General features: G+C 74.0%; 9 protein-coding genes. 8 read left to right on the top strand and 1 reads right to left on the bottom strand.

All coding sequences use genetic code 11. The features are described 5' to 3' along the window. Nucleotides 1-88 precede the first annotated feature (88 nt). The 8 genes from ACZ7OY_RS03090 to ACZ7OY_RS03055 all read left to right on the top strand — a co-directional run bounded on the left by ACZ7OY_RS03090 (nt 89) and on the right by ACZ7OY_RS03055 (nt 11,777). Nucleotides 89-1,531, top strand: a complete 1,443-nt coding sequence (locus tag ACZ7OY_RS03090; protein ID WP_471909753.1) for an acyl-CoA synthetase — start codon at nt 89-91, stop codon at nt 1,529-1,531. Next, nucleotides 1,528-2,862, top strand: coding sequence for a carboxyl transferase domain-containing protein (locus ACZ7OY_RS03085; RefSeq protein WP_471909752.1), 1,335 nt, complete (start codon nt 1,528-1,530; stop codon nt 2,860-2,862). The genes ACZ7OY_RS03090 and ACZ7OY_RS03085 overlap by 4 nt, the downstream gene beginning before the upstream one ends. 507 nt (nt 2,863-3,369) lie before the next feature. Then, nucleotides 3,370-4,407 carry a rod shape-determining protein gene (locus tag ACZ7OY_RS03080; RefSeq protein WP_471909751.1) on the top strand — a complete coding sequence of 346 codons (1,038 nt, stop codon included), beginning with the start codon at nt 3,370-3,372 and terminating at the stop codon, nt 4,405-4,407. Between the two features lie 19 nt (nt 4,408-4,426). Beyond that, entirely contained in the window at nt 4,427-6,007 is a 1,581-nt protein-coding gene (locus ACZ7OY_RS03075; protein ID WP_471909750.1) for a GAF domain-containing protein, read from the top strand. Between the two features lie 543 nt (nt 6,008-6,550). Further along, complete coding sequence (locus ACZ7OY_RS03070) at nt 6,551-9,025, top strand: endonuclease/exonuclease/phosphatase family protein (protein ID WP_471909749.1); 2,475 nt, start codon at nt 6,551-6,553, stop codon at nt 9,023-9,025. Nucleotides 9,026-9,259: 234 nt separating this feature from the next. Beyond that, complete coding sequence (locus ACZ7OY_RS03065) at nt 9,260-9,790, top strand: hypothetical protein (RefSeq protein ID WP_471909748.1); 531 nt, start codon at nt 9,260-9,262, stop codon at nt 9,788-9,790. A 203-nt stretch (nt 9,791-9,993) separates the two neighbouring features. Beyond that, a complete protein-coding gene (locus ACZ7OY_RS03060; protein ID WP_471910365.1) occupies nt 9,994-11,253 on the top strand; it encodes an SLC13 family permease in 1,260 nt (419 codons plus the stop codon). Between the two features lie 29 nt (nt 11,254-11,282). Then, on the top strand, nt 11,283-11,777 hold the full coding sequence (locus tag ACZ7OY_RS03055; RefSeq protein WP_471909747.1) for a universal stress protein: 495 nt from the start codon (nt 11,283-11,285) through the stop codon (nt 11,775-11,777). 435 nt (nt 11,778-12,212) lie between these two features. On the opposite strand, the gene ACZ7OY_RS03050 is transcribed toward ACZ7OY_RS03055, so the two are convergent. Continuing rightward, nucleotides 12,213-12,839, bottom strand: coding sequence for a LuxR C-terminal-related transcriptional regulator (locus ACZ7OY_RS03050; RefSeq protein WP_471909746.1), 627 nt, complete (start codon nt 12,837-12,839; stop codon nt 12,213-12,215). Nucleotides 12,840-13,262: the final 423 nt, after the last annotated feature.

The following is a 13,262-nucleotide window of genomic DNA, read 5'->3' as shown; positions in this document are numbered from 1 at the left end:
CGTGGGCGGGACCGGATCGGGGGACCGCTGGTGTAGGAACGGAGGTGTTGTTCCCGGACGTGTTCCCTCACCACCAGGAGTGCACCGCGTGACCTCCCTCTTCCCGGCCCTGACGGACGATCCGGACGGACGGACCGCCCTCCGGTTCGGCGACCGCAGCCTGACGTACGCGCAACTCGCCTCCGCCGCCGCGGCCGTCGGGGACCGGATCCGCGGGGCGGGCCGGGTGGCCGTGTGGGCGACCCCCTCGCTGGAGACGGCCGTCGCGGTCGTGGGCGTGCTGCTGGCCGGTGCGGCCGCCGTACCGCTGAACCCCAGATCCGGCGGGAAGGAGCTCGGGCACATCCTGTCCGACAGCGCGCCGGCCCTGGTGCTGGCCGCCCCCGGCGACGAACTCCCGCCCGCCGTGGGCGGCCTGGCGCGGATCGACGTCGACGTGCGCGCGACGGGCGAGCCCGCCGCCGGTCACGCGGCCGGCGAGGACCCCGCCCTGATCGTCTACACCTCCGGCACCACCGGCCCGCCCAAGGGCGCCGTCATCCCGCGCCGCGCGATCGCCGCGACCCTGGACGCGCTCGCCGACGCCTGGCAGTGGACCGGCGCCGACGTGCTGGTGCACGGACTGCCCCTGTTCCATGTGCACGGCCTGGTGCTGGGGGTCCTGGGCCCGCTGCGCCGCGGCGGATCGCTCCGGCATCTCGGCCGGTTCGACACCGACGGCGTGGCGCGCGAGCTGACCGCCGGCGCGACCATGCTGTTCGGGGTGCCGACGATGTACCACCGCATCGCCGAGGCGCTGCCCGGCGACCCCGCGCTGGCCGGGGCGCTGGCCGGGGCCCGGCTGCTCGTCTCCGGTTCCGCCGCGCTGCCCGTGCACGACCACGAGCGGATCGCGGCGGCGACCGGCCGGCGGGTGATCGAGCGGTACGGCATGACCGAGACGCTGATGAACACCAGTGTGCGGGCGGACGGCGAGGCACGGGCCGGGACCGTCGGGGTGCCGCTGCCCGGGGTCGAACTGCGGCTCGTCGAGGAGGACGGGACCGCGCTCACCGCGTACGACGGCGAGAGCGTGGGCGAGATCCAGGTGCGCGGCCCGAACCTGTTCACCGCCTACCTCAACCGGCCCGACGCCACCGCGGCCGCCTTCACCGCCGACGGCTGGTTCCGCACCGGCGACATGGCGGTGCGCGAGGCCGACGGGTATGTGCGGATCGTCGGCCGCAAGGCCACCGACCTGATCAAGAGCGGGGGTTACAAGATCGGGGCGGGCGAGATCGAGAACGCGCTCCTGGAGCATCCGGGGGTGCGCGAGGCCGCCGTCACCGGGGAGCCGGACGCCGACCTGGGCGAGCGGGTCGTCGCCTGGATCGTCCCGGCCGATCCCCAGGAGCCGCCCTCCGCCGAGGAGTTGGCGGGTCATGTGGCGGCCCGGCTCGCCCCGCACAAGCGGCCGCGGGTGGTCCGTTACCTGGACGCCCTGCCCCGCAACGACATGGGGAAGATCATGAAGCGGGCGCTGCCGTCATGACCGACGGCCGCACGGCCCGGGCGACCCTCGCGCTCGTCACCGACGACTTCACCGAACTCCCCCACCCGGCAAGGGAGTCCGCACCGGCCGACGGCCCGCTCGGCTGGCCGGGCTACGACGCCTCCCGGGCCCGCGCCACGGCACGCACCGGCGAGAGCGAGTCCGTCGTCTGCGGCACCGGGCACATCGAGGGCACCCGGGCCGTGCTGATCGCGTTCGAGTTCGGCTTCCTCGGCGGCTCGCTGGGCGAGCGCACCGGGGACCGGCTGGCGGCGGCGTACACGTATGCGCGTGAACACCGCCTGCCCGTCGTGCCGTTGGTGGCCACGGGCGGCAGCCGGATGCAGGAGGGCATGTTCGCGCTGACCCAGCTCCAGCGGGTGGCCCGGCAGTCGGCGCTCACCCGGGCGGCCGGTCTGGCGCAGATCGCCGTGCTGCGGGACCCGACCACGGGCGGCGGCTGGGCCACGCTGGGCGCGGGCGCGGACGTGGTCCTCGCGCTGCCCGGCGCCCAGGTCGGCTTCGCGGGGTCCCGGGTGCGGCCGCCGGACGCCGACCCGGCCGCGTACACGGCCGAGGCGCAGGTGGCGGCGGGCGCCGCCGACGCGGTCGTGGCGCCCGAGGAGCTGCGCGGGGTGCTCGGGCGGTGGCTGCGGCTGCTGACGGCGCCGTCGGCCGAGGCGGCACCCGTGCCGCGGGCGCTGGGCTCGGCGGATCTCCCGGCGACCGGCTGGGAGGCGGTACGGCGGGCCCGCGCGGCCCGGCGTCCGCGCGCCGCGAGCTATCTGGACGCCTACTTCACGCACCGGGTCGCGCTCGGCGGGGACCGCTGCGGCGGCCGGGACGCGGGCATGCTGTGCGGCTTCGGCGAGCACGCGGGGCGGGCCGTCGCCTACGCCGCCCAGGCGGGCACGGCGACCCGTCCGGCCGGCTACCGCACCGCCGCCCGGCTGATCCGGCTCGCGGACCGGCTCGGCATACCGGTGCTGACCCTGGTGGACACCCCGGGCGCGGCCAACGATGCCGAGGCCGAGGCGCAGGGGGTGGGCGCCGCGATCGCGGACCTGTTCGGCGCGGTGGCCGCCGCCTGTACGCCGGTCACCACCCTGGTGATCGGCGAGGGCGGCTCCGGCGGCGCGCTGGCGCTGGCCGCGCCCGGCAACACCTGGGCGGTGCCGGACAGTTACTTCTCGGTCATCGCACCGGAGCCGGCGGCCGCCATCCTCAAGCGGCCGCCGCAGGACGCCGAGGCGACCGCGAACCAGCTCCGCATCCGCCCCCAGGACCTGGTGGAACTGGGCGTGATCCGGGGCGTGGTGGGACCGGAGTAGATCCTGGCGGGCCTCCCCCGGGAAGGCCTCCTGGTGGGCTCCCGCCGACATGGCGTCCTGGCGGGGCCTCCGGGCAGGCGTCCTGGCGGGCTCACGCCGACGTGGCGTCCTGGCGGGGCCTCCGGGCAGGCGTCCTGGCGGGCTCACGCCGGCATGGCGTCCTGGCGGGCTCCCGCCAGGACGGGGTCCTGGCGGGCCTCCTCCAGGAAGGCGTCCTGGCGCGCCCCTCCCAAGAAGGTGCTCCCCCGTCCCTCATCCCCCGTCCCTCGTCCCCGTCCCCCGTCCCCGCTCCCGGACACCCCGCCCGGCACCGCCCCGCACCCCGCGAACCCTCCCGAAACCTCCCGAAGCCCGCCGACGCGCGGTACGCGGGCCGAGAAACCCCCGTTCGGCGGCACCCCGCCCGGCCCCCTCCAGGAGGCGACCCCCGCCCGGCCCGGAAACGATGCTGGAGAAGGCCCGCCGCCCGGCCGGCCCCCCGGCCCCGCGCTCACGGGAGGATCTGCCATGACCGCCAGTCTGGAGCAGCTGCGCCGCTGCCACTTCGCCGTCGACCTCGGCGCGGCGAGGACGCGGGTGTACGTGAAGGGGGAGGGGCTCGTCGTCGACCAGCCGTCCACCGCCGCCGTGAACACCCGTACCGGCGCGCTCATAGCGGTCGGTGAGTTCGCCGAGAAGATGACGGGCCGCACCCCGCACTACATCCGCGTCGTGCGCCCGGTGTCCGGCGGCACGGTCGTCGACATCGACATGGCGCAGCGCATGCTGCGTCATCTGCTCGGCGACAAGATCCGCCGTACTCTGCGCCGCAAGCCCCGGCTGCGCGCCGCCGCCTGTACCCCGCACGACGCCGACCCGCTGGCGCAGCGCGCGACGATCGAGACGCTGGTCGGCCTGGGTGCGCGCCGCGTCGAGCTCGTCGACACGCTCATCGCCGCCGCCGTCGGCTGCGGGCTGCCCGTCGAACGGCCGGAAGCCACCATGATCATGGTGTGCGGTGCCGCCGCCACCCAGGTCGCGGTCCTCTCCCTCGGCTCGATCGTGACCGCCGAGCGGATCCCGGTCGGTGGCGAGGCCGTGGACCACGCGATCGTGCAGCACCTGCGTCATGCGCACGAGCTGATGCTGCCCAGCCAGTCCGTGCGGCCGCTCCAGCTCGCCCTGTCCGTCGACGGCGCCGCCTCGCCGGGGCTCATGTCCACCGAGATCCACGGCCGGGACGTGGCCACCGGGCTCCCCCGCTCCGTACAGGTCGACACCGCCGCCGTCCGCGACGCGATCGAGACCCCGCTGACCGCCGTGCTCGACGGTATCGGGCGGGTGCTGCGGGAGTGCCCGCCCGATCTGGTGGCCGACCTGGCCGAGCGCGGGATCATGATGGTCGGCGGCTCCGCCCTGCTTCCCGGACTCGACCGGATGCTGCGGCAGGCCACCGGGATGCCGGTGAACATCGCCGAGCGGCCCGACGTGTGTGCCGTGCAGGGGCTCGGCGCCATGCTGGAGGGCCGGATCGAACCGCTGACCCTGAACCCGCTGCCCGCCTGACCCGAGGGGCGGCAGCGCCATGGCCGACGCGCGCGTACCGGGCCTGCCGCCCCTGCTCGACGCCGTCCTCGGCGTCGGCACCGACCTCGAACTGCGCACCACGCTCGGGCACATCGCGGCCGCCGCCGCCGAGCTGACCGGCGCCCGCCGCGCGGCCGTCGCCACCACCGGTCCGGATCCGGAACGGCTCGTGGAGATCCGCGACACGGACCGCCCCGGACAACCGGGCGCCGACCGCCCCGGACAACCGGATGCGGACCAACCCGGACAACCGGACGCCGACCGCCCCGGACAGCCGGGCGGGCCCGGTGCGCTGGAGGTGCCGATCCGGGTGGGCGAGGAGGTGTTCGGACGGCTGTACGTCGCCGAGAAGCGCGCCGGGGGCCCGTTCACCGCCGAGGACGAACTGTTGCTGCACGCCCTCGCCGCCCAGGCGGGCATCGCGATCGGCAACGCCCGCCTGTACGAGACGGCCCGCAGGCGCGAACGCTGGATCGAGGGCGCGGCGGCCGTGACGACCGCCCTGCTCACCGGCGATCCGGCCGCCGACGCGCTGATGACGGTCGCCGACCGGGCCCGGGTCCTCGCCGACGCCGCCGCCGGTGTCATCCTCCAGCCCACCGCACGGGGCGGTATGGAGGTCGTGACCGCCTCGGCGCCCGACGACCCGGGCGGACTCGTGGGGACCACGATCGAGCCGGGCCATCCCGTACTGGCCCGACTCCTGGGCGGGGAACCGGTGTTCGTCGACGACCCGGCGGGCGACCCGCGCACGACGACATCCGCGGGACGCCGCTTCGGCGCGAGCATGATGCTGCCGCTCCAGGCCGGCGGGCGGCTGATCGGCACCCTCGCCCTGCCCCGGCGGCGCGGCGAGCACCCGTACACCCCCGAGGAACGGCTGCTGGCGACGCAGTTCGCCTCCCAGGCGGCCCTCGCCCTGGTCCTCGCCGACGCCCGGCACGGCCGGGAACGGCTGGCGGTCTACGAGGACCGCGACCGGATCGCCCGCGACCTGCACGATCTCGTCGTCCAACGGCTGTTCGCCACCGGCATGATGGTCCAGGCCGCCCGGCGCCGCAGCGACGCCGGGGACACCGGGGACGTCGGGGAGACCCTGGGCCGGGCCGTGGACGAGCTGGAGTCGACGATCGAGGAGGTGCGCACGGCCATCCTCGCCCTCCAGCAGCCGCCCGCCGAGGCTCCCGTCACGGTCCGCGGCCGGGTGCTGCGCGAGGCGGCGGGCCTGGCCGCCGTGCTCGGCCTCCAGCCGTCCGTCCGCTTCACCGGAGCCGTCGACAGCCGGGTCCCGGAGCGGGCCGCCGGCCATCTGCTGGCCGCCCTGCGCCGCGCTCTGGCCGCCACCGCGGGCCGCACCGCGGTCTCCCGTGTCGAGATCACCGTCGATGTCACGGCGACGCTGCCGGACGGCCGCGAGGGCGTACGCCTGACGGTCCACGACGACGGCACACCACCGCGGGACGGCGACGCCGACGGCCACGGCGGCAACAGCGGCAACAGTGGCGACGGTGACAGCGGCAATAGCAGTGGCAGTGGCGACGGTGGTGGTACGACGGTGACCTGGCGGGCGCCGCTGTGAGCGGCGCCCGCCGGCGAGCCCGGCCCGTCGGCGGACCCGGCCGGCCGGCGCTCCCGGCCGGCTGTCAGTAGGGCAGGATCCGGCCCGAGGGCGTCCTGCGGTCGATCTGTTCGTCCCGCGGGGCGGCGGGCCGACGGCTGACACGGACACGAACCCGGGCCTGACGATTCATGACGCCTCCTCGTGCTGCGCATCCGGTACGGAACCCATGCCCCGTACCCGACTCCCCCACCCTCGCGACCTCGGCGGTGAAGCACATCGTGCCCACACAGGCACCTCTCATGCACAAGGAACGGGAATCCTCGGCGGCGGCCCACGGCCGGGGCCGGGAAATCCCCCGCGCCCCGTGCTGACCCGGCGTCAACATCACCGCAGGTAGGGCGACTCGGCACAGAATGTCAGCGGCTGGACCCCCAGATTTAACGACGTACCCCTTGATACACCCTTTCTACGCGCGTAACCTCAGCCGACGCATCGCCCCAGACAGCCGTATCGCACCTCATGTGCCGCTCGTGCAGCGGACGTTGAAGGAGAGTCACCCTCGTGCCGATTCACAGACCCAGCGCAACGCGCGTAGCCGGCGCCGCATTCGTGGCCGCGACCGCCACCGCGGCCGTCGTCGTGGCACCGCTGCCCGCTGCCTACGCCACGCCGTCGTCGACTGCGGTGATATCGGAGGCGTACGGCGGCGGCGGCAACTCGGGGGCCACGCTGACGAACGACTTCGTGGAGCTGGCCAACCGTTCGACGACCGCGTACCCGCTCGACGGATACAGCGTCCAGTACCTGCCGGCCTCCGCGTCCGCGAGCTCGCTGTGGCAGGTCACCCCCCTCACCGGCTCGCTCGCCCCCGGCGGCAGCTACCTGGTCGGCGAGGGCGCGGGCACCGGCGGCACCGCCGCGCTGCCGGCCCCCGACGCGACCGGCTCCATCGCCATGGCCGCGGGCAGCGGCACCGTGGCCCTGGTCAAGGGCACCACGGCGCTGACCTGCAAGACGGTCGCCGACTGCACCGGCAACCCCGATGTCGTCGACCTCCTCGGCTACGGCACCGCCGTCGTCCGCGAGGGCTCCGCCGCGCCGGCCGCGACCAACACGACCTCGGTGTCCCGGTCCGCCTCGCTGGCCGACACCGACGACAACTCCGCCGACTTCACCGCCGGTACGCCCACCCCGACCAACAGCGCGGGCCAGACCGCGGGCGGCGGCGACGGCAGCGGCGGCTCCGGCGGCCCCACCGCGCCCGGCGCGTTCCGCATCCACGACATCCAGGGCACCACCCGGGTCTCGCCCCTCAAGGGCCAGAGCGTGGTGGGCGTCCCCGGCATCGTCACCGCCGTGCGCACCACCGGCAGCAAGGGCTACTGGATCCAGGACCCGACCCCGGACGCCGACCCGGCCACCAGCGAGGGCCTGTTCGTCTACACCGGCTCCGCCGCCCCGACCGTCTCGGTCGGCGACTCGGTGCTGGTCAGCGGCAAGGTCACCGAGTACTACCCGGGCACCGGCACGCAGTCGGTCACCGAGCTCGGCAGCCCGGTCTCCACCACCCTGTCCAGCGGCAACGCCCTGCCGGCCGCGGTCGTCCTCGACGACTCGACCATCCCGGACGTGTACACGCCCACCGCGGGCGGCGGCAGCATCGAGGCCCTGCCCCTCCAGCCGGCCGTCTACTCGCAGGACTTCTACGAGTCGCTCGAGGGCATGCGCGCCTCGGTCAGCGACGCCCGCGTGGTCGGCGCGACCAACACCTACGGCGAGATGTTCGTCACCGCCAAGCCCGACGAGCGCCCCACCCCGCGCGGCGGCACCGTCTACGGCGCCTACGACCAGCAGAACACCGGCCGTATCGAGATAGCCGCGGCCGACGGCTCCACCCCGACCCTCAACGTCGGCGACGAGCTGGCCGGCACCACCACCGGTCCGGTCGACTACGCCTCCTTCGGCGGCTACCTGCTCGCCCCGACCGCCGCCACCACCGGCACGGCCGTCGACAACGGCCTCAAGCCGGAGGTCACGCGCCGTCAGAAGGGCAATGAACTCGCCCTGGCGACGTACAACGTGGAGAACCTCGACCCGACCGACAGCGACGACAAGTTCACCCGTCTGGCCAAGGGCGTCGTCACCAACCTCGCCTCGCCCGACATCGTCACCCTGGAGGAGATCCAGGACGACAACGGCGCCACCGACGACGGCACCGTCTCCGCCGAGGCGACGCTGACCAAGTTCACCGCGGCCATCAGGGCGGCCGGCGGCCCGAAGTACTCCTGGCGCTACGTCAACCCCGTCAACGACAAGGACGGCGGCGAGCCCGGCGGCAACATCCGCCAGGTGTTCCTCTTCAACCCCAAGCGGGTCTCCTTCGTGGACCGCGCCTCGGCCACGGACGTCTCCACCACCGCCGTCTCCGTGGTCAAGGACCGGTGGACGCGCGAGGCCCACCTCTCCGCCTCGCCCGGCCGCATCAACCCCACCAGCACCGCGTGGAACAGCAGCCGCAAGCCCCTGGTGGGCGAGTTCAGGTTCCAGGGCCGCACGGTCTTCGTGATCGCCAACCACTTCAACTCCAAGGGCGGCGACGACCCGATGCACGGCCGTTTCCAGGAGCCCAGCCGCTCCTCGGAGACGCAGCGCAAGCTCCAGGCGCAGGAGGAGAACGCCTTCGTCGACTCCCTCCTCGCCGCCGACCCCAGGGCGCGGATCGTGGCCCTCGGCGACCTCAACGACTACGAGTTCTCCGACGCGGTCAAGACGCTGACGGACAACGGCGCCGTCCTCACGGACCTCATCAACACCCTGCCCGTCGCCCAGCGTTACAGCTACGTCTACGACGGCAACAGCCAGACCCTCGACCACATCCTGACCAGCCCCTCGGTCACCCACTACGACTACGACGTCGTCCACATCAACTCCGAGTTCGCCGACCAGGCGAGCGACCACGACCCCCAGGTGGTCCGGATCGACGTGAACAAGTGCGGCGGCAAGGCCTCCGAGCCCGCGCCGGGCACGCACAAGTAGGTCCGACCGTCCCTTCCCCCCGAGCCCTCCGTCCGCGCCCCACCGCTGGACGGGGGGCTCGGGCGTGTGCGCGCGGCCGCATACCGCACGAGGACGGCGGCGATCGCGGATTCACCGGTACCCGTCCTTGCCCGTCCCACCGCTTCCTACCTTGGACCCCCGAGGCAGCCGTGCGGGCGGCTCCCGCCGGAGCAGGCCCGCGCGCTCGCACAGACGCTCTGATCAGGGGGTGCCGTGAAGACCTCACGACACGGGTACGACGCCGAAGTGGCTGAGCTGGGACGGCGGATGCTCGAACGGGCCGCCCCCGTGGCGCCGGAACAGGTCGCCGCCGAACGCCGGGCGTTCGCCATGATGGCCATGGCGTACTTCGCGGATCCCCGGCGGGCGCCGGCACCGCGCGCGGCGGCGGAGGACGGACCCCTGAGGCTGGGCCTGCCCGGCGCGCACGAGCTGCTCACGCCGGTCCTGCTGGCCGCGGCCTGCGCGGTGACGACGTACCTGGCGGACAAGGCGGCCGCCTCCTCACGGGAGCTGATCCGCCGGATGCTCCACCGGACCCCCGGCGAGGCCGGGCCGCCGGGCGCCGCTCCCGCGGCGGAGGAACCGCCGGTGGCGCGGCTCGACGAGGAGCAGTGGCGGGAGGTGCGGCGGATCGTGACCCGCACCCTGATGCACCACGGAGGGATGCCGCAGGACCGGGCGGAACTGATGGCGGCCGCGGTGGTCGGCGACGGACCGGCCGGGCAGGAACCGACCGGCTGACCCCCACCCGGCCCGGAACCGGCACACCGTACGCGAAGGAACCCGCGAAGGCACCAGCGAAGACACCCGCTCGGCTGCCCGGCCGGCGTACGGACCGGGCCGCCCGGCGCGGTCCCGTCGAGCAGGGCTCCACCGGGGTGCGACCCTTGAGCTTCGCTGTTCACAGGGTTGCCGACAGGCGCTCCTGCCGCTGGAGGACCGCTCTGAGTACCACCGTTGCCTTCGAGGCCGTCTCGGTCGTGCTGCTGCTGGCCGTGCTGGCCTTCGCCGTCGTGCGCCCGCGCGGCTGGCCGGAGGCGGCGGCCGCCGTACCCGCGGCCGTGCTGGTCATGCTTCTGGGGGCCGTGTCGCCCCACGACGCCTGGGCGCAGACGCGCAGTCTGCTGCCGGTCGTCGGTTTCCTCGCCCTGATCCTCGTACTGGCGCAGCTGTGCGCGGACGAAGGCCTGTTCGAGGCTGCCGGGGCGGCGGTCGCGCGCTGGTGCGGCAGCGGCGCGGGCCCGCTGCTGACCGGGGTGTTCGTGGTCGCCTCGGTGACCACGGCGGTCCTCAGCCTGGACGCGACGGTGGTCCTGCTCACCCCGGTCGTCTTCGCGACCGCGGCCCGCACCGGCGCCCGCGCGCGCCCCCATGTGTTCGCGACCGCCCATCTCGCGAACTCCGCGTCCCTGCTGCTGCCGGTGTCCAACCTGACCAACCTGCTGGCGTTCTCCGCGAGCGGGCTGACGTTCACCCGGTTCGCGGCGCTGATGGCGCTGCCCTGGCTGGCCGCGATCGCCGTGGAGTACGCCGTCTTCCGTGTCTTCTTCCGCACCGACCTGGCCGCGGGCACCACGCCGGGCAGCCCGCAGCCGAGCCCCGAACTTCCGGTCTTCACCCTCGTGGTGCTGGCCCTGACGCTGGCCGGCTTCGTGCTGACGTCCTTCGCCGGGCTCGACCCGGCGTGGGCGGCGCTCGGCGGCGTGCTCGTCCTCGGCGGCCGCGCCCTGCTCCGGCGCCGCAGCACACCCCGGGAACTGGTCGGCGCGGCCGCCCCGCTGTTCTGCCTGTTCGTGCTGGCCCTGGGCATCGTGGTGCAGGCGGTCGTCGACAACGGCCTGGACACCGGGCTCGGAAAGCTGCTGCCCGCCGGGGACTCGCTGACCGAACTGCTCGTCGTGGCCGTGGTGGCCGCGGTCCTCGCCAACCTGATCAACAACCTGCCCGCCGTCCTGGCCCTGCTGCCCCTCGTGGCACCCCACGGTCCCGGACCGGTCCTCGCGGTCCTGATCGGCGTGAACCTCGGCCCCAACCTGACCTACGTCGGATCCCTCGCCACCCTGCTGTGGCGGCGCATCCTGCACACCCACGGCACCCGCGCGGAGCTCGGCCCGTTCACCCGGCTCGGCCTGCTGACCGTACCGGCCACGCTTCTTGCGTCCACCCTGGCCCTGTGGGGGATGCTGCACACCATCGGCACCTGAAACCGCCCCTCCGCTCCCGGAGCCGCCCCATGAGCGCCATCGTCTGGATCACCGAGGGCACCTGGCCCGCCTGCGTCGACGCCGCCCTCGCCCGCACGGCCCCCGACGAGGAGATCGTGCTGCTGTACGTGAACGACGACGCGCTCGCCGAGACCGTCCACGGCGCCTTCGCCGGTCTGCTGGGCCGCGGCCACCGGGAACGCGACCCGGGCACCCGGCTCGAACACCTCGCCGCCGACGCGGCCCACCGGCTGCTTCAGGATGCCGCCGACCGCCTCGGGCGCGACTGCGTCCGCGTGGAGCGCGGCGGACGCGTCGAACACGAGGTCGTCCTCGCGGCCGAGGGCGCCGATCTGCTCGTCCTGGCCCGTGACGGCGACCGCACCCGCCTCGGCCCGCACAGCCTCGGCCCGGCCACCCGCTTCGTGGTCGACCACGCCCCGTGCCCCGTGCTGCTGGTCTGGCCGGGCGAGGCCCCGCGGACCGCGCTGCCGCCGCCGCCCGGGCCCGGCCACCACCACTGACCCGGCGCCTCGGGGCGCCGGGTCGAGTTGACTCGACCGACACGCGGGCCAAGGATCGGAAGCGGGCCGACTCTCGACACATGAGCGGGTGATCCGGACCCGCCCTCGCAGGAGGAGGCAGGTCCATGCGAGGAAGAATCCAAGCAGTCGCAGTCCTGGCAGTGACATCCGCGGCCGCGAGCGTCATCGCGGTGTCGGCCGCGCCCCCCGCAGCGGCACACAGTCCGGGGAACCCCGCCGCGGAATCGGCGCTCCGCTGCTATGCCACGCGCAGTGATCCGGCGGATATCGTGTGTTATCGAATATCGGCGAAGGCCGAATTCCGGCACGGCGAAATGGTCTACGTTCCGTTTCTCGTCCAGGTGCCCAGGCCATCGAATCCGCCGGCCACGATAACCGTCGAAAGCCTCGACGACATCCACCCGACCTGACGGGTCACTCGGCGGACCGGTCTCCCAATACACCGTATTTGAGTGCCAGCCGGGTGAGATCGGCCCTGCGCCGGGAGCCGCTCTTTCTCCGCAGTCGCTCCAAGTGCGTGTGAACGGTGTTCTCGGTGATGTTCAGTTCGGCGGCGATCTCGCGATCCGTGGAGCCGCCCGCGACCAGTTGCAGGATCTGCCTCTCCCGGAGGGTGATGCGCGGGGGCGGCGCGGGCAGGCTGTGGCCCGCGAGACTGGCGCCGAAGTAGCTGCTGCCCGCGGCGACGGCGCGGACGGCCGTCACCAGCTCCGTGTCGTCGGTGTGCCGGCTCAGATACCCGCGCGTGCCGGCCTGGATGCACAGGACGGCGTCGGACTGCGTCTCCGAGATCGACAGCACGATGACCGCGTACCCCTGCCGGTGCAGCCGGGCGACCTGCCCGGACGCCACTTGATCGGACATCTGCAGGTTGATCAGCATGGCGATGTCCGCGACGTTCTCCTTGTGGGACAGGTCTTCGACGCTTTTCACGAAGGCCGTGATCTCGAGGTCCGGCTGGGTGTTGATCGCCTGCGCCAGACCGGACCGGAGCAACGGCCAGTCGCAGACAACGGCCAGGGACGTCACCGACGGGCTCATCGAAGGCTCCAGCGTAGGCGGGGGCCCCGGCCGCATGACGGGGCGGGGCGGACCGGCCGGCGGCTCCTGCCGTCCATTCCCAGCGTCGGTCCTCGCGCGGGGCGCAGCACTCCCGGCGGCCCATACGGGCGGGTGTACGGGCGGGTGCGCGACGGTTCCGCGGCGAGCGGGCCCGTGCCGCCGAGGCGTACCGCCCGGCACCGCGCACCACGTGTGGTCAATTCCGCCCTCGGCATGTGGTTAATTCCACCCACAGCACCGACACCGGTTCGCTTATTGATTACGTCGGTCCCTTGCCTCACGTGTGGGCATTTCCGGTGACAGCCGAGGTGATCGAATATTCTCCGACCTGGGATTCCAGTTGACTCAGCCGACACGCGAGGCGAGCATCGGACTGGGTCGCGTCGTCGACCGTACGGAGCA

The sequence above is a fragment of the Streptomyces sp. NPDC107559 genome (assembly GCF_055657365.1).
This window is presented reverse-complemented; position numbering and strand designations above follow the sequence as displayed.